The following is a 20,177-nucleotide window of genomic DNA, read 5'->3' as shown; positions in this document are numbered from 1 at the left end:
GGGGTTACTCCGCGTAATGCGCTCGCCATCGCGGCCCGGACAGGTGCCGGCCGCTACGGGCACACCAGCCTGCCCGACGAGCCCGGCACGGTGCTGCTCACCCTCTCCGGCGCCGTCTCGCGCCCGATGGTCATCGAGGTGCCCACAGGTGCGCCCCTGCGGTACGTGCTGGAGCCGGCCGGCGCACCACCACTGCCCCAGGGCGTGCTGACCGGCGGCTACCACGGCACCTGGATCGACGCGATGGCCGCGCGCGACGCCGTCGTCTCCCGGGCGCCCCTGGCGGCGGCGGGCGGCGCGCCGGGCGCGGGCGCGATCCTGCCGATCGGGCCCGCGACCTGCCCGATCGGGGAATCGCCGCGGATCGCGAACTGGCTGGCCGCCGAGACAGCGGGCCAGTGCGGCCCCTGCAAGCTGGGGCCGCCGGCCGTAATTGACCTGCACAGACAGGAAGCGGGCCATCCGATTCGGATGACCCGCTTCCTGTTACTTCCCTGTGGAGCTAAGGAGAATTGAACTCCTGACCTCCTGCATGCCATGCAGGCGCTCTACCAACTGAGCTATAGCCCCGTGTTGCGTTCCGCCCGGTCTCCCTGGCGACATCGAGAACATTACACGGTCACCCCGGCCCACCACCAAATCGATTCCCCCAGGAACCGATTTGCCCCAGTTCGGGAAGGTTGTGCGACACGATGCTCAGGCGGTCGCGAAGGAGTAGAAACGCTTCAGGGTGCAGTGCTCCTCCAACAGCCGTCCGTAGATCGGCTCCCCCTCCAGCTCCCGGTACGTCTCGATCGGGTCGCCTTTTATGATCAGCGCGCGCGCACACTCCTCGCACCAGTACTGGTACTCGGCATTGATCGGATCCATGTCCCGGACAATGGGCGTACCGCTGCCGCACCAGTCGCACTTCCGCCTGTGTGCACCCATGGGTCAGCTCCGGCCGTGGCCGCGGGCCGTGCACATGCGGGAGGTTCCGCCGTTCTCTGCGGGAACGCCGGGAACTTCAGGAACTCCGGGAACTCCGGGACCAAGGGGCAGGTCCGCGACCTCGTGGCGGCTCGCAGGCATCGCGCGCTCCCTCCCGTTCGGTCCGTCTCCCCCTCCGGCGGTCCGATTCTGCCATGACCCCGCAAGGGGGTCAGCCCTGCTGGGAATCGACCCGTTGCCGACGCCTTACGAGACCGACCGACACGCCCACGATCGCGGCCGCCGGCAGCGCGAGGGCGCACACCCGCAGCGCATGGCCGGACCCGTGCGCCCCTGACGCATCAAGGCGGTTGAGGTACAGCGCGCCGAACGTCGCGACACCGATGAGCTGACCCAGCTGAGTGACGGTCACCAGCACACCACTCGCGTCGGCGGCGACCTCGGGCCGCACGTTGGCCAGTGCGCGGGTAAGAAGGGGACTGAATGCCAGCGACATGCCCGCCCCCCATGACGACCAAAGCCGCATACAGCATGAATCCGCCGTCCCCGCCGGCGTGCCGCTGGATCGGGCTGAGCACCTGCGGAATCATCACCGCCGCACCCATCCCCTGGATCAGCCGGAAGGCGATCAACTGTCCGGTGTCCGCAGCCACTCCGCAGGCGAGTGAGACGGCGGTGAAGAGCGCGAAGCGCCGCATTGCGCCGCTAGGGTTTTAACGTCCGTCAGCGATAACCAAGTTGACGATACTTGGCAGGTCATTGACCCGCCCGGCGGCCCGGAGGATCGCCGTACGGACGGACGGCGGCGCCTTCGCCGGTCACAGTGCCCACAAGACATCGCGAATCCCCGCCGCCGCACGGTGGCCGACCAGGAGAGCGGGCAGCAGATGGCGGCGCTGCGCCGACGCCAGGAGGGGTGAACGGCTCGGCGAATGACGGGGGCGCTGGAGGCGCCGGGGAACGCAAGGATCCCGCCCCCTGCCGGGGACGGGATCCTGATTGTGGAGCTAAGGAGAATTGAACTCCTGACCTCCTGCATGCCATGCAGGCGCTCTACCAACTGAGCTATAGCCCCGCTGTTCGCTGTGTTTCCCTGCGTTTCCGCGCTGCGAACAAGAAGAACTCTAGCCTGTGACCAGCCAGAAAGTGAAATCCGGCCGACGCCGCCCGGAGAGACGTCTCAGGCGTCGTCGCCGAGCACGGGCTCGGGCAGGGTGCCTGCGTTGTGCTCCAGCAGGCGCCAGCCGCGCGCGCCCTCGCCCAGCACCGACCAGCAGCAGTTGGAGAGCCCGCCCAGCCCTTCCCAGTGGCGCGCTTCCAGGCCGAGCAGCCGCCCAATGGTGGTGCGGATGGTGCCACCGTGGCTGACCACGACGAGCGTGCCGCCGTCGGGCAGCTTGTCGGCGTGATCGAGCACGACGGGGGCGGCCCGGTCGGCGACCTCGGTCTCCAGTTCGCCGCCGCCGCGCCGCACGGGCTCGCCCCGCTTCCACGCGGCGTACTGCTCGTCGTACCGCTCGACGATCTCTTCGTGGGTGAGGCCCTGCCAGGCACCCGCGTAGGTCTCGCGCAGTCCCGCGTCATGGGTGATGTCGAGCCCGGTGATCGCAGCGAGCTCGGCGGCCGTGGCCGCCGCCCGCCGCAGATCCGAGGCGACGATGGCATCCGGCTTCAGCGAGGCGAGCAGCCGGGCGGCCCGGTGGGCCTGCCCGACGCCGGTCTCGGTGAGCTCGATGTCCGTGGATCCCTGGAATCGGCGCTCCAGGTTCCACGTCGTCTGCCCGTGTCGCCAGAGGACGATCCTGCGGCCCCTGCCGCCACTGCTGCCGTTCAGCTCTGGTCACCTTCCATGCCGCCGGTGAGCTGGGCGTGCTCCTCGGCCTTCCCTCGGGTCTTGACGGCGTCCTCGGGCAGAGCGATCTCGGGGCAGTCCTTCCACAGGCGCTCCAGCGCGTAGAAGACGCGCTCCTCGCTGTGCTGGACGTGGATCACGATGTCGACGTAGTCGAGGAGGATCCAGCGGGCGTCGCGGTCACCCTCACGGCGCACCGGCTTGACCCCGAGCTCCTTCTGAAGCCGCTCCTCGATCTCGTCGACGATCGACTTGACCTGGCGGTCGTTGGGGGCCGAGGCCAGCAGGAAGGCGTCTGTGATCGACAGCACGTCGCTGACGTCGTACGCAATGATGTCGTGCGCGAGCCGGTCGGCGGCCGCCTGAGCGGCGGCGTTGATGAGCTCGATGGAGCGGTCCGTGGCGGTCACAAGCAGGCTTTCGTCGGCGGTCAGATCAACCTCTAGGGTCTCACGGACCGCCGACAGCCCACGCAGCGATCTTCCGGAGATCGTTCCTGGAGATCGTCCAGGAGGTGGAGCCCAACTATTTGATCTTGTAGTCCTGGCCGAGGACGACGGACACATCCGCGTTCGCGGCAGGCTTGCCCCGCTTCACCGCGCTCAGCGGCAGGCCCAGGGTCTTGGCGACCTGGGTCGCCTTCTCCTTGTCGGCCGCATCGCGGTAGAGGACCTCGGACAACGCCTCGGTGCCGGTGTTCCCGCCGCCGACGAAGGCATAGCCACCGTTGACCAGCTCGATCCGGGCGGACTCCGTACCGCCCGCGTTCCCGGTGCCGTTCCTGACCCCGACCCGCACGGCCGCGTCCTGGTCCGGTGCCTTCACCGTGCCGCCGAGGACGTCCTTGACGACACTCTCGGTGGCCGCGTCGGTCAGGGTTCCGTCGGCCTGCACCGGCAGCAGCGCGGTCCTGTAGTCGCCGATCTTGGCGTGTTCGGCGAGTTTCGCCAGGGACGCGCCGAGGTCCTTCTCCGGCAGCGACGGGTCGAGGATCTGCGCCAGCGTCTGCACAGTGACCGTGGCGGCCTTCGGATCGTCCGAGATCTTCCGCAGCACGCCGCGCATGACCTGCCCGAACCGCGTCAGCTGCTTCGCCTCGGCCTCACCGGGGCCCCGGTAGGTGGCGTACGCGACGGCCATCTGCCCGCTCAGGGTCTGCGCCTCTCCCTTCTTCACGAGGGGGGACACGTCCTTCTTGGTGTCGGGTACATCGGTGTCGGTGTCGACCTCGATGTTGCCGACCAGGTCGACGAGGTTCTCCAGGTACGGGGTGTCCAGCCGCCACGTACCGGAGATCCTGGTGCCGAGCAACGTGTCGATCGACTCGCGGGTGCCGGTCGAACCGTCGTCGTCGACGGATTTGCCGAGGGTGGTCGTGTTGCCCTCGTCGTCGGAGACGGCGAGCGAGTTGGGGAGCAGGACCGTGGTCCCCTGTTTGGTGGTGACGTTGTCGACGAGCAGCGCCGTGGAGGTGCCGCCCTTCTTGGTGTTGTGCAAATGGACCACGATGACATCGCGCTGCTGCGGACCCGTCGTCGCGGTGTTCTTCTTCTCCGAGCCGCCGAGGCCCGGGAGTTTGCCCGCGGACCAGAGGTAGCCGACACCGCCGACGACGACGAGGGCCACCACGACGACGAGCGCGACCATCCGGCTGCGGCCGCGTCGCCGTGCCTCCTCGCGCCGCTCGCTGCGGCTCTCGGTGAACTTCAGCCAGTCGATGACGTCTTCGGAGTCCTCGTCGGGCTCCTCGATGAAGGAGAACTGCCCGGTACCGTGCTCACGGTCCGCGCGGCGCTGCTCCGGAACGGCCGGCTCGGGCTCGGAGTCGAACCCGGACCGCGGTTCAGGCTGTTGCGGGGCTGATACGGGCGCGGGCGCCTGTTGCGGGATGCTCCACTGCGCGGTGGCGTCGACCGCGGCCGGCTGCCGACCGGTGTCGTAGCCGTACCCCTCGTAGCCATAGCCCTGCTGCTGGGAGGCATACGGGTCGTACTGCTGCGGCTGCTGCTGCGGCTGGCCGTACTGGTCGTATCCGTACCCCTGCTGCCCCGGCTGCCCCGGCTGCCCCGGCTGCCCCTGCTGCGCGTACGGGTCGTACTGCTGCGGCTGCTGTTCCTGCTGCTGCCCGGGCTGTTGATACACCGGCTGCCCGTACTCGTCGTAGCCGACGATCTGCGGCTGCTGGTAGTACGGGTCGTACGGGTTCTGTCGGTCGTTCACCAGTCCCCCTCTCCGTGGCTCATTCGCCGCGGTACAGCTGGCGCTTGTCGATGTATCGGACCACGCCGTCCGGCACCAGGTACCAGACGGGATCCCCGTGCGCGACCCGCTCACGGCAGTCCGTGGACGAGATCGCGAGCGCGGGGACCTCCACGAGGGAGACACCGCCCTCCGGCAGCCCGTCGTCCGTGAGCACATGCCCCGGCCGCGTCACACCGATGAAGTGGGACAGCGAGAACAGCTCCTCGGCGTCCCGCCAAGTGAGGATCTGGGAGAGCGCGTCGGCGCCGGTGATGAAGAAGAGGTCCGCGTCGCCGTGGATGGCGCGAAGGTCCCGCAGCGTATCGATCGTGTACGTCGGTCCGCCACGATCGATGTCGCTGCGGCTGACCGAGAACTGCGGGTTGGACGCCGTCGCGATGACTGTCATCAGATAGCGGTCCTCGGCCGGGGACACATTCTTGTGGCTCTTCTGCCACGGCTGCCCGGTCGGCACGAAGACCACCTCGTCGAGGTGGAACCGGGCGGCCACCTCGCTGGCCGCCACCAGGTGTCCGTGATGAATCGGGTCAAACGTCCCGCCCATCACGCCGATTCGGCGTCTTGCGGCACCGGTGGGCACTTCCTGCTCTCCCATGCGTGCAGAGCCTACTGGCACAGCTGTACGCCTCGGCCTCAGCGGTCGCGGTTGAAGCGGGTGGTGATCCACAGCAGGAGCAGCAGCACGACGAACGCACCGCCACCGGTCAGATACGGGTTGAGGCTTTCGTGGTTACCACCGTGCTCGCCGCCCTCGGAGGCGAGAGTGACCAGCTGGTGCGCGGTGCTTGTGAGGCTCATCTTCGGCAGGACCTATCGATCGGGAGTCGGAAGGAAGACGTCGCGGACATCGTATGCGGGCGCCCCGGGCACGCTCACGCCGACTCAGTCGTTGTCGTCGTCGTTGCGGTATCCGCGGAGCAGGAACCACGCGAGCAGCGCCGCGCCGATGAGCGAGGCGAGCAGCACGATCCGGATGGTGTTGCCTGGGCCCTGGTCATCGGATGTGGCGGCGAGCAGAGCAACGGTGTGCGGCATGTTGGGCGTCTCCTCAGTTGTCCACAGCCCCCCGCACACCGTAGCCCCAGCACCTACGCTGGGATCTGTCAGGGGGCGAGCGACGTCTCGTACGAACAGGGGGCCAACCATGACCGACAGCAGCCACACGAGTCACGAGAACGTGCCGAGCAGGCAGCGCAAGCGTTTCGCAGGCATCTCGTCCCGGGCGTACGAACACCCGGCGGACCGCTCGGCCCTGGTGGCCCTGCGCAAGCTGAGCGGGTTCGACACCGTGTTCAAGGCTCTCAGCGGTCTGCTCCCCGAGCGCAGTCTGCGGCTGCTCTTCCTCTCCGACTCCGTCCGGGTGAGCGACGCCCAGTTCGTCCATCTCAACGACATGCTGCGCGACGCCTGTTACATCCTGGACCTGGAGAAGGTCCCGCCGATGTATGTCACCCAGGACCCGAAGCCCGATGCCATGTGTATCGGTCTCGACGAGCCGATCATCGTGCTGACGACGGGGCTGGTGGAGCTGCTCGACGAGGAGGAGATGCGGGCGGTCGTCGGCCACGAGGTGGGACACGCCCTCTCCGGCCACGCCGTGTACCGCACGATTCTGCTGTTCCTCACCAATCTTGCGCTGAAGGTCGCCTGGATTCCGCTCGGCAATGTCGCGATCATGGCGATCGTGACGGCGCTGCGCGAGTGGTTCCGCAAGTCGGAGCTTTCCTCGGACCGGGCGGGACTGCTGGTCGGCCAGGATCTGCAGGCGTCGATGCGCGGCCTGATGAAGCTTGCCGGTGGCAACCATCTGCACGAGATGAACGTGGACGCCTTCCTCGCCCAGGCGGACGAGTACGAGAAGGGCGGCGACCTGCGCGACTCCGTGCTCAAGATCCTCAATATGCTGCCCCGCTCCCACCCGTTCACCACGGTGCGCGCGGCCGAGCTGAGGAAGTGGTCCGAGAGCCGCGACTACCAGCGGATCATGGATGGCCACTACCCGCGGCGTGACGAGGACAAGGACGCCTCGGTGACGGACTCGTTCCGGGAGTCCGCCGCGCATTACGCCGATTCGGTGCGCACCAGCAAGGATCCGCTGATGAAGCTCGTCGGCGACATAGCGGGCGGCGCCGGGGACCTGGGCGGCAAGCTCCGCGACAAGTTCACCGGCGGCGGTGGCTCGGCCGGCAAGGGCGGCGCTACGGGTGGCTCCGAAGAGACCCGGCAGTCGGGGCCGGAAGACCCGGAGAGCTAGAGCTCACAGGAGCCCGGGACGGGTGGGCGCTGAGCTCCAGCGTCCCGCAGAGCGCCCCAGCGGGCCTGCCCGTGGCGTACGGGTCGGTGCCCGCCGGTCCGCGGGATACCGCCCGCTGGCCGGCGAGCAGCGGACGCAGTGCGCCGGTCGTGTCGGCCGAGCAGGCCTGCGGTCCGGCCTGGACGTAGCTGGTCTGCAGCTCCAGCCGGTGCAGCCGCAGGTCCTCCCGGTCGAAGCGGAAGTGCAGCTCGCGCCGGACGGTGAACAGGGAGACGCCGCCTGCCTGTTGGGGGCCGGAGACGGCCGGGCGCAGGGCGTACGTGAAGGTGTGGTCCGTCACCACCTCCAGGGTGTCGGCCCCCTCCTCCGAGTAGGCCAGGGTGCCCTGGACCCGAATGCCCGGGTCGGCCAGTGCCACCTTCGCCGGGTCGAACCGCACCAGCCAGCCGGCCACGGCGTGCTGTCCGTCGTCGTCCGGCCGGCTCATGCTCCGGTCGAACTGACTCACCTGGTCCGGGTCGAGCAGCAGCTTCACCGGCCGTGTCGCGCCGCCGGTGAGGACGGCGGGGTCGAGGGAGGACGCGACCAGGTAGTCCTTGACCGTGGTCAGGGCGGTGAACACCTGACCGTCCGAGAAGTTGTCCGTCCGCCGGACCACCGGGAAGTTGATGCCTGAGGCACCTGTCTGGAACTGTGCGGCGGGGCTGGTGGCGAAGAGACGGGCGGCCGTGCCGCCGGGCACGGCGCCGCGGGGTGCCAGGGGTATGACGGTCGAGCGGAGCGCCTCGGCCCGTCGGCCGACGGGCGCCTGGTACGGATGCCGGAAGCCTATGTAGACGGCCGCGGCGAAGGCCAGGGCTATCAGGACGACGAGGGCCAGGACGGCCCGGGATGTGCGCAGGTGCCGGGCGGGGAGGCTGCGTACGGCGCGGGCGTGCTCGCCCATGCGTTCCTGGGCGGAGAATTCCTGGAGCCGGGCAGCGCGGATGAACGACTCGTCGAAGACGACGGATCGGTACTCGTCCTCGCCGCCACCGGCTGCGTTCCCGGATGCTCCTTCTGGCGGTTCTTCACGGCCTGCCATGACTTCTCCCGACTCCACGTCACCGGCCGAGGCCGACACGCTACGCTCTGCTTCGGCCGATAGGCCTCGGGCAGGGCCTGTCCGTCACGAGTTCGCCTGTGCGGACGAGTGAGAAGCCCCCTCCGGGGGGAGGGGTCACACCTTCAGAGTAGGTCGATTGCCAAGAAGGTAAACGCCCTGGCGGGTGAGAACTCGGGCCGGGTTCTCATGCGCCGGGGCGACTTCGCTTCAGGGCGTGCGCGGCACCATGGAGACCGCAGGCCGGGAATATCCGGAGGGGGCGGACGGGGCGGCATCGACACCCGGTGCGCTGTCCACGCCGGTCGAGGCGGGCGGCGGCACCTGGTCCTGCCGGTTGGCGGAGGCGCCCCGGTAGACCGCGGCGAAGGCCAGCGCGACCATGCCGATGCCCATCAGCAGCGCGAGCAGCCAGGCCACCGGCCGGTGCCAGCGTGCGGCACCCCGGTAGGGGCGCAGGGCGCCGCCGTGGCGCCCGTAGGGGCCGTTGTCGTAGTCACCCAGCTCGTCGGGGTCCATCGGGTCGCCGTAGGGGCTTCCCCGGCCGTAGCCGCCGCCCGGGCCGTACCCGTCGTCGAAGAACTCGTCGTCGCCGGGGCCACCGCCCGCGCGGGCTCGGGCCGCCTCGGCAGCGGCACGCGCCTCGGCAGCGGCCAACAGTCGCTCCACCGCGGTGGGTTCATGGAACTCGGCGGCCCGGACGAAGTCCTCGTCGAACACCACGGAGGCGAAGTCCTCGTCCGCGCCCCCGCGGTCGTCGTCGGGCTCCCAGCCGTCCGGGAACGGCCTGCCCCCCACGTCGTCCGGCACAGCTTCAGCGTAGCCCCGGCGGGTCGATTTGGGCAGGGAGAGCGCAAAATCGCCGGGGCCGGAGATCACCGAACGTGACCGTCACCCGTCACGATGTACTTCGTCGAGGTCAGCTCCGGCAGCCCCATCGGGCCCCTGGCATGCAGCTTCTGCGTGGAGATCCCGATTTCCGCACCGAACCCGAACTGCCCGCCGTCGGTGAACCGGGTGGACGCATTTACGGCGACCGTCGTGGAATCCACCAGTTGGGTGAACCGGCGGGCGGCGGCCTGCGAGGTGGTGACGATCGCCTCGGTGTGACCCGAGGACCAGAGCCGGATGTGTGCCACCGCAGCGTCCAGCGATTCGACGACGGCTGCCGCGATGTCGTACGAGAGGTACTCGGTCTCCCAGTCCTCGGGTGTCGCCGCCACGACGGTGGCCTTGGACCCGTCGGCGTACTCCAGCACCCGCTCGTCAGCGTGGACCGTCACCCCTGCGTCGGCCAGCGCGTCCAGGGCCCGGGGCAGGAACTCCGCGGCGATGTCCTTGTGGACCAGCAGCGTCTCGGCGGAGTTGCAGACGCTCGGGCGCTGGGCCTTGGAGTTGATCAGGATGTCGACGGCCATGTCGAGGTCGGTCCGGGCGTCCACGTACACGTGGCAGTTGCCGGTTCCGGTCTCGATGACCGGAACCGTCGATTCCTCCACGACCGTACGGATCAGCGAGGCGCCGCCGCGCGGGATCAGTACGTCGACGAGACCGCGGGCCCGCATCAGTTCACGTACCGAGTCGCGGCTCTCGCCCGGGACCAGCTGCACCGCGTCGGCCGGCAGCCCGGAACCTCCGACCGCGTCGCGCAGCACCCGGACGAGCGCGGTGCTGGAGGCGTACGCGGACGACGAGCCGCGCAGCAGGACGGCGTTGCCGGACTTCAGGCAGAGCGCCGCGGCGTCCACCGTCACATTGGGCCGGGCCTCGTAGATGATCCCGACGACGCCGAGCGGCACCCGGACCTGGCGCAGGTCGATGCCGTTGGGCAGGGTCGAGCCGCGCACCACTTCGCCGACCGGGTCGGGCAGGGCCGCCACGTGCCGCACATCGGCGGCGATGGCCCGGATCCGCTCGGGGGTGAGGGTGAGCCGGTCGACGATCGACTCGCTCGCGCCGGCCTCGCGGGCGCGGGCGACGTCCTCGGCGTTGGCCTCGACGATCTCGCTCGTCCGCACTTCCAGCGCGTCCGCGATCGCCAGCAGCGCGTCGTCCTTGGCCGCACGCGGCAGTGGCGCGATGTCGGCGGCGGCAGAGCGTGCCCGGTAGGCGGCCTGGGTGACCGGGGACATGTTGTCGTACGGCGAAAGCGTGGTCATGCCCGCAGGGTAGTGCGCACACTGCGGGCATCCCTCACGTATCCCGTCATGCGAGACGACCGTCCCAGGACGGGCCGGTTCAGTACGGGTGGACGCCGACCGGTGCAGCCGGCGGCGGCCCGTATCCCTCGGCGATCCGCTGGTGGTACGTCTCCCGGTCGATGACCTCCAGGCCGACGATCTCCCAGGGCGGCAGTTTGGCGCTGGAGCGGTGCTCACCCCACAGCCGCAGCGCGACCGCCGCCGCGTCGTGCAGATCGCGGGCCTCCTCCCAGTAGCGGATCTCCGCGTGGTCGTTGGCGTACCGGCTGGTCAGCAAGAAGGGGTGGTCGTGCGCGAGCTGTTCGAGACCGCGCCTGACCTCCTTCAGCGGTGTCTCGGTACCCGAGACGCTGAGCGTGATGTGCCACAGCTTCGACTGGGTGCGTTCCTCCCTCACCCCCACCGGCTCGGGGCCGGTGGTTCCGTCGGTGGCCCCGTCGACGGTCCTGTCCGCGGGCCGGTTCCCGTCGAGGCCGGCACCTGCTCCGACGCTGGTCAGGGCACGGCCACCCGTTCCTCGGGGCGGCGCCCCCGGGCGCGCTCGTCTCACCGGCGGCCTCCTGTGAATGCGTTGCTGTGCTGTACCCCGCTGTGTCCCCGTGACAAAGTTGACCAGCCCGGGGCCCGGCGTGGGGCGGTTTTCACGAAGGTCTCTGCCCGAAGTCCGGACTTTCAGCCGTTTCAGGGGGCCGGTCAGTGGTGCAGGAGGACCAGATCGTCCCTGTGTACGACCTCGCGCTCGTACGCCGGCCCGAGCTCGCGTGCCAGGTCACGGGTGGAGCGCCCGAGCAGCTGCGGAATCTCCTTGGCGTCGAAGTTGACGAGCCCGCGGGCCACGGGGCGGCCCTGGAGGTCGCGCAGCTCCACCGGGTCCCCCGCGGTGAACTCGCCCTCGACCGCGGCGATCCCGGCCGGCAGGAGCGAGCTGTGACGCTCGACGACGGCCCGTACGGCCCCGTCGTCCAGGGTCAGCCATCCCTGCGGGGTGGAGGCGTGGGCCAGCCAGAGCAACCGGTCGGCCGAGCGCCGTCCGGTGCGGTGGAAGTACGTACCGGTGTCGCGGCCCGCGAGGGCGTCGGCGGCGCGGCTCGCGGAGGTCAGGACGACCGGCACTCCGGCGGCCGTGGCGATCCGGGCGGCTTCGACCTTGGTGACCATGCCGCCGGTGCCGACGCCCGCCTTTCCCGCGCTGCCGATGGTGACGCCCGCCAGGTCGGCGGGGCCGGTCACTTCGGCGATGCGTGAGGTACCGGGGGTGCCGGGGTCGCCGTCGTAGAGGCCGTCCACGTCGGAGAGGAGGACCAGCAGGTCGGCGCGGACGAGATGGGCGACGAGTGCGGCGAGCCGGTCGTTGTCGCCGAACCGGATCTCGTCGGTGGCCACGGTGTCGTTCTCGTTGACGATCGGGAGCGCACCCATGTCCAGGAGCTGGTCCAGGGTGCGGTAGGCGTTGCGGTAGTGGGCGCGGCGGCTGGTGTCATTGCTGGTCAGCAGCACCTGGCCGACCCGTACGCCGTACCGCGCGAAGGAGGCGGTGTAGCGGGCGACGAGCAGCCCCTGGCCCACGCTGGCCGCGGCCTGCTGCCTGGCCAGGTCCTTGGGCCGACGCACCAGGCCGAGAGGGGCGAGTCCGGCCGCGATGGCACCGGAGGAGACGAGGACGATCTCCTTCTCCCCGCCGCTCCTGACCTTGGCGAGCACGTCGACGAGTGCGTCGACCCGGTCGGCGTCGAGGCCCCCGGCCGCGGTGGTGAGGGACGAGGACCCGACCTTGACCACGATCCTGCGCGCCTCGGTCACGCTCTGCCTTGTCCCTGCCACGTGCACGTTCCTGCCCTCGTCGTCTTCATCGGCTGTGTCTGCCCGGCCGTCAGGGTACGCGAGCGGGGTGGATCGCCGGACCGAACAGACGTTCCCGACAATCGGACTCCCGTTTTCCGTCTTCCGGCCGCGGAGTAACGACCGCACAGCCGATGAGTGGCGCGACAACGAAAGTCACATCAAATTATTCACATATTCCGTACCGCTGTAGACAGTCTCCATCATCGTGCGTCAATCCAATTGACCCTCGGGACATCTCATTCACCGTGGCCATGAACGGCGGCAATTCCCGTTAAATTGGCTGTCGCCATTCCCGTCCGTCACAAGCGCCGGAACAAGGATGTGATCGCATGCGGCAGCTCTCCTTCCCAGGGGCCTGGGTGCATGAGCCCAAGCTCTTCCCGGACAGCCGCGGCAGCTTCCACGAGTGGTTCAAGAGGTCCGACCTCAACGATGCCGCCGGACACGGTCTGCAGCTGGCGCAGGCCAACTTCTCGATCTCCAGCCGGGGCACCCTGCGCGGCATCCACTTCGCCGATGTGCCGCCGAGCCAGGCCAAGTACGTCACATGTGTACGGGGCGTGGTGCTCGACGTCATCGTGGACATCCGGGTCGGTTCCCCCACGTACAGGCAGTGGGAAGCCGTACGCCTCGATGACGTGGTTCATCACGCCGTCTACGTCGCCGAGGGGCTCGGCCACTCCTTCATGGCGCTGACCGACGACACAGCGGTCGTCTACCTCTGTTCCGAGGGCTACGCGCCCGGTCGTGAACGCGGCATCAATCCGCTCGACCCCGAGCTGGGCATCGAATGGCCCGAGGGCATCACGCCGCTGCTCTCCGACAAGGATGCCGCCGCACCCTCGCTGGCCGAGGCCGAGGAGCAGGGATTACTGCCGTCGTACGACGCCTGTCAGGCGTACTACGCGGAGCTGCGCGCCCGAGGCTGAACCGACCGGGACAGCGCGGGAAGTGCGGTCGCCCCCCGGCGCGAGTCAGCGGAGCTCAGAGGCCGAGGTCACTGCTGCGCGCTGCGCCGTTCCGCTGCGAGCAGGTCCGGGAACGCTTCTTCCAGCGCCGCCCGCCAGTCACGGATCGACCCCATTCCGGCAGCCGCCCAGCGGTCGTGGCCGAGCACGCTGAACGCGGGTCGGGGAGCCGGCCGGACGAAGGCGTCGCTGGTGGTGGGGCGGACGCGCGCCGGGTCGGCCCCGAGCAGCCGGAAGATCTCCCGGGTGAAGCCGAACCAGCTCGTCTCCCCGCCGCTGGTGCCGTGGTAGATGCCCGCGGGGGCAGTGCCGGCCAGCGCTGCCTGTCCGAGCCGGACGAGCCGGTCGGCCAGATCGGCAGTCCACGTGGGCTGCCCGCGCTGGTCGTCGACCACATCGAGGGTGTCCTTGACGCCCTCGAGTTTGATCATCGTACGGACGAAGTTGGGTCCGCCCGCTCCGTACAGCCAGGCGGTACGGACCACGTACCCGGTGTCCGGAAGGGTGTCCGACACCGCGCGTTCCCCGGCCAGCTTGGTCCGACCGTAGGCGCTGCGCGGCCCGGCGGCGGCGTCCTCCGGGTACGGCTTCCCGGCGTCCCCGGCAAAGACATAGTCGGTGGAGACGTGAAGGAGCACGGCGCCGTGCTCACGGCAGGCCGCGGCGAGGATCTCGGGGCCCGTGCCGTTGACCCGCAGTGCCGCCTCCTCCTGGGACTCGGCGGCGTCGACGGCGGTCCAGGCGGCGCAGTTCACCACGACGGCCGGGTGGTGGAACTCGAAGGCCGCGTGCACCGAGGCGGGGTCCGCGATGTCGAGGGCCACGCGGTTCGCGGCGACCACGGTGACGGACTCGCCGACGAGCCGGGCCAGGACGTCCCGGCCGAGCATCCCGGCAGCTCCGGTGACCAGCCAGACGGGGCTCACAGCGCGGCCCTCTCCTTCAGCGGCTCCCACCAGGGGCGGTTGTCCCGGTACCACTGCACGGTCTCGGCGAGACCGGTACGGAAGTCCTTGCGGGGCTCGTAGCCGAGCGTCTTGCGGATCTTCGTGCAGTCGACGGAGTAGCGGCGGTCGTGGCCCTTGCGGTCCTCCACCTGGATGACGCCGGTCTCCCAGTCGGCGCCGCAGGCGTCCAGCAGCAGGGCGGTGAGCTCCTTGTTGGAGAGTTCGGTGCCGCCGCCGATGTTGTAGACCTCTCCGGCGCGGCCCTTCGTGCGGACCAGTTCGATGCCCTGCACATGGTCGTCGATGTGCAGCCAGTCGCGGACGTTGGCACCGTCGCCGTACAGCGGGACCGGCTTGCCGTCCAGCAGGTTCGTGACGAACAGCGGGATGACCTTCTCGGGGAAGTGGTGGTGCCCGTAGTTGTTGGAGCAGCGGGTCACGCGCACGTCGAGTCGGTGGGTGCGGTGGTACGAGAGGGCGATCAGGTCGCTGGACGCCTTGGCCGCGGAGTACGGCGAGTTGGGTGCCAGCGGGTCGGTCTCGGGCCAGGAGCCCACGTCGATCGAGCCGTAGACCTCGTCGGTGGAGATGTGCGCGAAGGTCTCGATGCCGGCCAGATGCGCGGCGTGGACCAACGTGTGGGTGCCCACCACATTCGTACGGACGAACTCGGCGCCGCCGTCGATGGAGCGGTCCACGTGGGACTCGGCGGCGAAGTGCACCACCTGGTCGTGCTCGGCCATCAGCTCGGCGACCAGCTCCGCATCGCAGATGTCCCCCTGCACGAAGGCGAAGCCGGGGTGGTCGCGGACCTCGTCGAGGTTGGCGGGGTTGCCCGCGTAGGTGAGCTTGTCGAGCACCGTGACAGCGACATGTCCGGGCCCCTGCGGGCCGAGCACCGTACGGACGTAGTGCGAGCCGATGAAGCCGGCCCCGCCGGTCACCAGGATGCGGGTGGTCATGAGGAGATCTGCACCTTGCTGTGGTCACCGAGCACGAGTCGGTGGGCGGACGGGGAACGGGGCGCGGGGGTCACTTCGACGTCATGACCGATGAGCGACGCCTCGACGCGGCGGACACCGTCGATCGAGGCGCCCCGCAGGACGATGGAGTACTCGATCTCGCTGTCCTCGATCCGGCAGTCCTCCGAGACCGAGGTGAACGGACCGACATACGCGCCACTGATCACCGAACGGGCTCCGATGATCGCGGGACCCACGATCCGGCTGCCGCTCACCTTGGCGCCCGCCTCGATCCGGACCCGGCCGATGATCTCGCTCTCGTCGTCGACATCGGCGCCTTCGACCGAGGGCTCGACGGTCTCCAGCACCGTCCGGTTGACCTCCAGCATGTCGGTGACGTTGCCGGTGTCCTTCCAGTACCCGCGGATCGTGGTGGAACGGACGTCGCGCTGCTGGTCGATCAGCCACTGGATGGCGTGCGTGATCTCCAGTTCGCCCCGCCAGGAGGGTGCGATGGAGCGCACGGCCTCATGGATGACGGAGGTGAAGAGGTAGACGCCGACCAGCGCCAGATCGCTCTTCGGCTCCTTCGGTTTCTCCTCCAGCGCCGCCACTCGGCCGTCGCCGTCGAGTTCGGCGACACCGAAGGCGCTCGGGTCGGGCACCCGGGTCAACAGGATCTGCGCATCGGGCCGGTCGACACGGAATTCCTCGACCAGACCGGCGATCCCGCCGACGATGAAGTTGTCACCGAGGTACATGACGAAGTCGTCGTCCCCCAGGAAGCGCTGGGCGATCAGCACCGCGTGCGCCAGCCCGAGCGGCTCGTCCTGCGGAATGTACGTGACCTCGATGCCGAACCGGGAACCGTCACCGACGGCCGCGCGAATCTCTGCGGCGGTGTCGCCCACAATGATGCCGACCTCGGTGATGCCCGCTTCCGCGATGGCTTCCAGGCCGTAGAACAGCACCGGCTTGTTCGCCACCGGTACCAGCTGTTTGGCAGAGGTGTGCGTAATGGGACGGAGCCGGGTGCCGGCCCCACCGGAAAGTACGAGAGCTTTCATTTTCCCTGCCCGATGGTGAGACTCCGGCCATGTCGCGGCCGCGACCTTCGGGGCGATTTTACTGAGATTCTTTGTCCGATCTGCCGCGAATGGACCCACGGAATCGAGATGCGCTCGATTGACACCAGGAAACATTTTCCCGTATCGCACATTTCTTCCCCTGCGACAGATAATCGACACGACGTGAAGGGGCCCGCAGGAATGCGGGCCCCTTCACCGTCGCTGTTCGTCACGGGTGGTGGAGCCTACGAGTGGCGGACCCCACGGGTGGCGGCGGAGCGGCGTTACGGGTGGTGATGGAGCCAGCCCTGCCACGCGGAGTCGATCATCTCGTCCACTCCGTACACGGCCGACCAGCCCAGCTCCGTCCGGATCCGGTCGGCCCCGGCGACCACGCGCGCCGGGTCGCCGGGACGGCGGGCCGTCACCTCCGGGGTGAGCTCGCCCCGGCCGGTCACCTTGAGGATCCGGTCGACCATCTCCTTCACGGAGCTGCCCTCACCGCGGCCGATATTGAGCGTGAGGTCAGTACCGCGCTCGGCCTCGTCGAGCCGGCGCACAGCCGCAAGGTGCGCGGAGGCGATGTCCTCCACATGGATGTAGTCGCGGATGCACGTGCCGTCGGGCGTCTCGTAGTCGTCGCCGAAGATCCTCGGGCCCTCACCGGCCTCCAGTCGCTCGAAGACCATCGGGATGAGATTGAACACCCCGGTGTCGGCGAGCTCGGGGGAGGCGGCACCCGCGACATTGAAGTAACGGAGCGAGGCGCAGCGCAGCCCGTGGGCCCGAGCGGCCGCATGGATCAGCCATTCGCCGACGAGCTTCGTCTCGCCGTACGGGCTCATCGGCAGACACGGGGTGTCCTCCGTGACGAGTTCCACATCCGGCATGCCGTAGACGGCGGCCGAAGATGAGAACACCAGCCGGTCGACGCCCGCCGCGACCATGCTCTCCAGAAGAGTCTCGAGCCCGGTCACGTTCTCCCGGTAGTAGTGGAGCGGCCGCTCGACGGACTCTCCCACCTGCTTCTTTGCCGCGACGTGCACCACGCCTGTCACACCGTGGTCACGGATCGCCGCGTCGAGCTGCTGCCGGTCGAGTACGCTGCCGATCACCAGGGGCACCCCGGCGGGCACTTTCCCGGCGCTTCCCGTCGACAGATCGTCGTACACGACGACCGACTGACCGCCCGCGAGCATCGCACGCACGACGTGCGCGCCGATGTATCCCGCCCCACCTGTAACCATCCAGGCCATTTGCGCGTCTCCCTGTGCGAGGTCAAACCGTCGGCTTCACTCTACGTGTGGGAAAAATGGAGTCGAGCAAATAGAACAGATCAGCACTATCGTTCAATACGCCCCCTCATGGGGGAGATGCCAGGACGAACACTGCCGGGTGACGTCCGGACCAACACAGGGCCACGGCGAGACGACGACGATCAATTAGGCTGTCCGGGTGCTCCGGGGCCGTCCCGCCGTCCGGCGGCACGAATCGGTGCCACCGCGTGGACCCCTCGACAGCTCTCTGGACGGTGAAGGATGCCTCGACTGACGCTCATCGTGCCTGCATACAATGTGCGGGGATACATCCGGGAGTGCATCGACTCCGTACTCCAGCAGGACTTCACCGACTTCGAGATCGTTGCTGTCGACGACTGCTCGCCGGACGGTTCGGGCGAGATCATGGACGAGTTCGCCCGTCGCGACTCCCGCGTGCGCGTCCTGCACCTCGCCGAGAATGTGGGCCTCGGCCGCGCCCGCAACGTCGGCATCGAACAGGCGACCGGTGACTACCTGTTGTTCCTGGACAGCGACGACACCCTTGCGCCCGGCTCCCTGAGCGCCATCGCGCGGCGGCTCGACGCGACGGACGACCCCGACGTCCTGATCTTCGACTACACGCGCGCCTACTGGGACGGCCGGCTCCTCCCGAACCAGCGCGCCGACCTGCTCACCGAGACCGGCCCCGCGGTCTTCTCGTTGGCGGACCGGCCGGAACTGCTGGACCTGTTGCAGATCGTATGGAACAAGGCATACCGGCGCGATTTCGTCACCCGGCACGGCTTCCAGTTCCCGCCCGGTTATTACGAGGACGCCCCCTGGACGTACTCGACGCTGATAACAGCGGACCGGATGGCGGTGCTCGACCGCACGTGCGTCCTCTACCGGCAGCGCCGCGAGGGCGGCAACATCCTCCGTACGGTCAGCCGCAAGCACTTCGATGTGTTCGACCAGTACGACCGCGTTTTTTCCTATCTGGACGCACGCCCCGAGCTCGACCAGTGGCGGCCGACGCTCTTCCGAAAAATGACCGACCACTATCTGACCATCATGGAAAAGCCGGGCCGGCTCCCGCGGAACGCACGGTCCGAGTTCTTCCACCGCGCGTCCGCGGACTACAAGCGCAGGCTGCCGGAAGGCTTCGTACGCCCCCCGGGCGGCCGTGGCCACAAATACGCGCTGCTCGGCATGGGCTCCTATCCGGTGCTGGCCACCGCCACCCGGGCCCGTCGGCTGCGCAACCAGTCCCGCCTGCGCACCATCGAGCACGTCGGCCGTGCCAAGCGCGCCGCCATGCGGATGTTCTACCAGTCCCAGCTGAGGCTGGGGATCGACGAGAACCTGGCGGTGTTCTCCGCGTACTGGAGCCGCGGTTACTCCTGCAACCCCGCGGCCATCGACGCCGAACTGGCCCGGCTGGCCCCGCACATCCGCCGGGTCTGGGCGGTCAGGGCCGACCAGGTCGGCCGCGTGCCCAAGGGTGTCGAGGTGGTGGTCGTGGGCTCCCGTTCGTACTGGACGGCAGTGGCCCGCGCCAAATACCTGGTCAACAACGTGAACTTCGCCAACGCGGTGGTCAAGCGCGAGGGTCAGATCCATCTGCAGACCCATCACGGCACCCCGTTGAAGATCATGGGGCTCGATCAGATGAACTTCCCGGCCTCCACGAACATGGACTTCGAGGACCTGCTCAAGCGCTGCGACCGCTGGGACTACAGCCTCTCGGCCAACCGCTTCTCGACCACCGTGTGGGAGCGGGTGTACCCGTGCCGGTACACCTCCCTGGAGACCGGTTATCCGCGTAATGACGTCCTGGTCAACGCCACCGCCTCGGATGTGACCCGGGCCCGCCGCGAGCTCGGGCTGAAGGACGGCGCCAGGGTCTTCCTGTACATGCCGACCCACCGCGAGTACCAGAAGGACTTCACCCCGCGGCTCGACCTTCCACAGCTGGCCGACGATCTGGGCGAGGACGTCACCCTCCTGGTGCGCGGCCACTACTTCTACAAGCCGAGCGGCCGGCTGGCCGATCTCCAGACCAGCGGCCGCATCATCGATGTGTCGGCGCACCAGCGCGTCGAGGACCTTTACCTCGCCTCGGACGCCCTGATCACCGACTACTCGTCAGCGATGTTCGACTATGCGAATCTTGACCGACCAATTGTAATTTTCGCCGACGACTGGGACACCTACAAGGTGGTCCGCGGTACGTACTTCGATCTGATGGCCGAGCCCCCCGGCGTCGTTGCGACCAGCCAGGCGCAGCTCACGGAGACGCTCCGGTCCGGCGAGTGGCGCAGCGAGAGCGCCGCCGCCCTCCGCAGCGCGTTCCGCGATCGCTTCTGCGACTACGACGACGGACACGCGTCGGAGCGTGTCGTCCGCAAAGTCTTCCTGGGCGAGGAAAATCTCCTTCCCGTCATGCCGCTTGCCGACCGCAAGCCGGTACCCACCCCAGTCCAGGCGCTCGAACCGGTCGAGCGGGTCTGACCCGAAAGGAATCCTGAAAG

Annotated in this window: 20 protein-coding genes, 2 tRNA genes and 1 pseudogene; 4 read left to right on the top strand and 19 right to left on the bottom strand. The window is 68.8% G+C overall.

Annotation, left to right across the window (positions count from 1 at the left end):
• Window positions 1-21: 21 nt before the first annotated feature.
• Window positions 22-429: pseudogene (locus ACGFSA_RS03625) on the top strand (oxidoreductase); the annotation flags it as partial.
• A 68-nt stretch (window positions 430-497) separates the two neighbouring features.
• Here the strand turns inward: ACGFSA_RS03625 and ACGFSA_RS03620 are convergent.
• The 10 genes from ACGFSA_RS03620 to ACGFSA_RS03575 form a co-directional block, all read right to left on the bottom strand.
• Window positions 498-570 (bottom strand) — tRNA-Ala (locus tag ACGFSA_RS03620).
• A gap of 126 nt (window positions 571-696) precedes the next feature.
• Window positions 697-930 (bottom strand): hypothetical protein, encoded by a 234-nt coding sequence (locus ACGFSA_RS03615; protein ID WP_018487125.1) that lies wholly within the window; start codon window positions 928-930, stop codon window positions 697-699.
• A gap of 211 nt (window positions 931-1,141) precedes the next feature.
• Window positions 1,142-1,426 (bottom strand): hypothetical protein, encoded by a 285-nt coding sequence (locus tag ACGFSA_RS03610; protein WP_393299088.1) that lies wholly within the window; start codon window positions 1,424-1,426, stop codon window positions 1,142-1,144.
• A 506-nt stretch (window positions 1,427-1,932) separates the two neighbouring features.
• Window positions 1,933-2,005 (bottom strand) — tRNA-Ala (locus tag ACGFSA_RS03605).
• Between the two features lie 105 nt (window positions 2,006-2,110).
• On the bottom strand, window positions 2,111-2,764 hold the full coding sequence (locus ACGFSA_RS03600) for a histidine phosphatase family protein (protein ID WP_393299466.1): 654 nt from the start codon (window positions 2,762-2,764) through the stop codon (window positions 2,111-2,113).
• The gene (gene rsfS / locus ACGFSA_RS03595) at window positions 2,761-3,192 is read right to left on the bottom strand and encodes a ribosome silencing factor (RefSeq protein ID WP_393299085.1); all 432 of its coding nucleotides are present in this window, start codon (window positions 3,190-3,192) and stop codon (window positions 2,761-2,763) included. The genes ACGFSA_RS03600 and rsfS overlap by 4 nt, the downstream gene beginning before the upstream one ends.
• 115 nt (window positions 3,193-3,307) lie before the next feature.
• The gene (locus ACGFSA_RS03590) at window positions 3,308-5,002 is read right to left on the bottom strand and encodes an LCP family protein (RefSeq protein WP_393299082.1); all 1,695 of its coding nucleotides are present in this window, start codon (window positions 5,000-5,002) and stop codon (window positions 3,308-3,310) included.
• Between the two features lie 19 nt (window positions 5,003-5,021).
• Window positions 5,022-5,639 (bottom strand): nicotinate-nucleotide adenylyltransferase, encoded by a 618-nt coding sequence (nadD, locus tag ACGFSA_RS03585; protein ID WP_393299079.1) that lies wholly within the window; start codon window positions 5,637-5,639, stop codon window positions 5,022-5,024.
• Window positions 5,640-5,677: 38 nt separating this feature from the next.
• Window positions 5,678-5,842, bottom strand: a complete 165-nt coding sequence (locus ACGFSA_RS03580; RefSeq protein ID WP_358859065.1) for a hypothetical protein — start codon at window positions 5,840-5,842, stop codon at window positions 5,678-5,680.
• A gap of 84 nt (window positions 5,843-5,926) precedes the next feature.
• Window positions 5,927-6,079 (bottom strand): hypothetical protein, encoded by a 153-nt coding sequence (locus tag ACGFSA_RS03575; protein WP_393299075.1) that lies wholly within the window; start codon window positions 6,077-6,079, stop codon window positions 5,927-5,929.
• Window positions 6,080-6,188: 109 nt separating this feature from the next.
• On the opposite strand from ACGFSA_RS03575, the gene ACGFSA_RS03570 reads away from it, so the two are divergent.
• Window positions 6,189-7,298: a M48 family metallopeptidase gene (locus tag ACGFSA_RS03570; RefSeq protein WP_393299072.1), complete on the top strand. Its 1,110-nt coding sequence runs from the start codon at window positions 6,189-6,191 to the stop codon at window positions 7,296-7,298.
• On the opposite strand, the gene ACGFSA_RS03565 is transcribed toward ACGFSA_RS03570, so the two are convergent.
• From ACGFSA_RS03565 to proB, 5 genes are all read right to left on the bottom strand, one after another.
• The gene (locus tag ACGFSA_RS03565; RefSeq protein ID WP_393299069.1) at window positions 7,243-8,382 is read right to left on the bottom strand and encodes a hypothetical protein; all 1,140 of its coding nucleotides are present in this window, start codon (window positions 8,380-8,382) and stop codon (window positions 7,243-7,245) included. The two genes, ACGFSA_RS03570 and ACGFSA_RS03565, sit on opposite strands and share 56 nt — an antisense overlap.
• Before the next feature lie 228 nt (window positions 8,383-8,610).
• A complete protein-coding gene (locus ACGFSA_RS03560) occupies window positions 8,611-9,210 on the bottom strand; it encodes a hypothetical protein (protein WP_393299066.1) in 600 nt (199 codons plus the stop codon).
• A gap of 65 nt (window positions 9,211-9,275) precedes the next feature.
• Window positions 9,276-10,559: a glutamate-5-semialdehyde dehydrogenase gene (locus ACGFSA_RS03555; RefSeq protein ID WP_393299063.1), complete on the bottom strand. Its 1,284-nt coding sequence runs from the start codon at window positions 10,557-10,559 to the stop codon at window positions 9,276-9,278.
• Window positions 10,560-10,638: 79 nt separating this feature from the next.
• Window positions 10,639-11,151 (bottom strand): hypothetical protein, encoded by a 513-nt coding sequence (locus tag ACGFSA_RS03550; RefSeq protein ID WP_393299060.1) that lies wholly within the window; start codon window positions 11,149-11,151, stop codon window positions 10,639-10,641.
• Window positions 11,152-11,294: 143 nt separating this feature from the next.
• The gene (gene proB / locus ACGFSA_RS03545; RefSeq protein ID WP_393299463.1) at window positions 11,295-12,401 is read right to left on the bottom strand and encodes a glutamate 5-kinase; all 1,107 of its coding nucleotides are present in this window, start codon (window positions 12,399-12,401) and stop codon (window positions 11,295-11,297) included.
• 371 nt (window positions 12,402-12,772) lie between these two features.
• On the opposite strand from proB, the gene ACGFSA_RS03540 reads away from it, so the two are divergent.
• On the top strand, window positions 12,773-13,372 hold the full coding sequence (locus ACGFSA_RS03540) for a dTDP-4-dehydrorhamnose 3,5-epimerase family protein (RefSeq protein ID WP_393299057.1): 600 nt from the start codon (window positions 12,773-12,775) through the stop codon (window positions 13,370-13,372).
• A gap of 68 nt (window positions 13,373-13,440) precedes the next feature.
• Here the strand turns inward: ACGFSA_RS03540 and rfbD are convergent, their stop codons facing one another.
• From rfbD to galE, 4 genes are all read right to left on the bottom strand, one after another.
• Window positions 13,441-14,337: a dTDP-4-dehydrorhamnose reductase gene (gene rfbD / locus ACGFSA_RS03535; protein WP_393299054.1), complete on the bottom strand. Its 897-nt coding sequence runs from the start codon at window positions 14,335-14,337 to the stop codon at window positions 13,441-13,443.
• Window positions 14,334-15,320 (bottom strand): dTDP-glucose 4,6-dehydratase, encoded by a 987-nt coding sequence (gene rfbB / locus ACGFSA_RS03530; RefSeq protein ID WP_393299051.1) that lies wholly within the window; start codon window positions 15,318-15,320, stop codon window positions 14,334-14,336. The genes rfbD and rfbB overlap by 4 nt, the downstream gene beginning before the upstream one ends.
• Window positions 15,317-16,387, bottom strand: a complete 1,071-nt coding sequence (locus tag ACGFSA_RS03525) for a glucose-1-phosphate thymidylyltransferase (RefSeq protein ID WP_393299048.1) — start codon at window positions 16,385-16,387, stop codon at window positions 15,317-15,319. Before ACGFSA_RS03525 ends, rfbB begins: the two co-directional genes overlap by 4 nt.
• A 284-nt stretch (window positions 16,388-16,671) precedes the next feature.
• The gene (gene galE, locus ACGFSA_RS03520; protein ID WP_393299045.1) at window positions 16,672-17,643 is read right to left on the bottom strand and encodes a UDP-glucose 4-epimerase GalE; all 972 of its coding nucleotides are present in this window, start codon (window positions 17,641-17,643) and stop codon (window positions 16,672-16,674) included.
• A 282-nt stretch (window positions 17,644-17,925) separates the two neighbouring features.
• Between galE and ACGFSA_RS03515 the strand changes: the two genes are divergently transcribed.
• On the top strand, window positions 17,926-20,157 hold the full coding sequence (locus ACGFSA_RS03515; RefSeq protein ID WP_393299042.1) for a CDP-glycerol glycerophosphotransferase family protein: 2,232 nt from the start codon (window positions 17,926-17,928) through the stop codon (window positions 20,155-20,157).
• Window positions 20,158-20,177 lie beyond the last annotated feature (20 nt).

The organism is Streptomyces sp. NPDC048496, assembly GCF_043200055.1.
Taxonomy (GTDB): Bacteria; Actinomycetota; Actinomycetes; order Streptomycetales; family Streptomycetaceae; genus Streptomyces.
Note: the sequence above shows the minus strand (reverse complement) of the source record. Positions and strands in the feature narration are given on the sequence as shown.

What these genes read in the sequence shown, in the direction of transcription:
- ACGFSA_RS03525 (WP_393299048.1), bottom strand. Translation starts at nt 16,387, where the DNA reads ATGAAAGCTCTCGTACTTTCCGGTGGGGCCGGCACCCGGCTCCGTCCC.
- ACGFSA_RS03575 (WP_393299075.1), bottom strand. Translation starts at nt 6,079, where the DNA reads ATGCCGCACACCGTTGCTCTGCTCGCCGCCACATCCGATGACCAGGGC.
- galE (WP_393299045.1), bottom strand. Translation starts at nt 17,643, where the DNA reads ATGGCCTGGATGGTTACAGGTGGGGCGGGATACATCGGCGCGCACGTC.
- ACGFSA_RS03615 (WP_018487125.1), bottom strand. Translation starts at nt 930, where the DNA reads ATGGGTGCACACAGGCGGAAGTGCGACTGGTGCGGCAGCGGTACGCCC.
- rfbB (WP_393299051.1), bottom strand. Translation starts at nt 15,320, where the DNA reads ATGACCACCCGCATCCTGGTGACCGGCGGGGCCGGCTTCATCGGCTCG.
- ACGFSA_RS03580 (WP_358859065.1), bottom strand. Translation starts at nt 5,842, where the DNA reads ATGAGCCTCACAAGCACCGCGCACCAGCTGGTCACTCTCGCCTCCGAG.
- ACGFSA_RS03565 (WP_393299069.1), bottom strand. Translation starts at nt 8,382, where the DNA reads ATGGCAGGCCGTGAAGAACCGCCAGAAGGAGCATCCGGGAACGCAGCC.
- ACGFSA_RS03515 (WP_393299042.1), top strand. Translation starts at nt 17,926, where the DNA reads ATGCCTCGACTGACGCTCATCGTGCCTGCATACAATGTGCGGGGATAC.
- ACGFSA_RS03610 (WP_393299088.1), bottom strand. Translation starts at nt 1,426, where the DNA reads ATGTCGCTGGCATTCAGTCCCCTTCTTACCCGCGCACTGGCCAACGTG.
- nadD (WP_393299079.1), bottom strand. Translation starts at nt 5,639, where the DNA reads ATGGGAGAGCAGGAAGTGCCCACCGGTGCCGCAAGACGCCGAATCGGC.
- ACGFSA_RS03555 (WP_393299063.1), bottom strand. Translation starts at nt 10,559, where the DNA reads ATGACCACGCTTTCGCCGTACGACAACATGTCCCCGGTCACCCAGGCC.
- ACGFSA_RS03570 (WP_393299072.1), top strand. Translation starts at nt 6,189, where the DNA reads ATGACCGACAGCAGCCACACGAGTCACGAGAACGTGCCGAGCAGGCAG.
- ACGFSA_RS03540 (WP_393299057.1), top strand. Translation starts at nt 12,773, where the DNA reads ATGCGGCAGCTCTCCTTCCCAGGGGCCTGGGTGCATGAGCCCAAGCTC.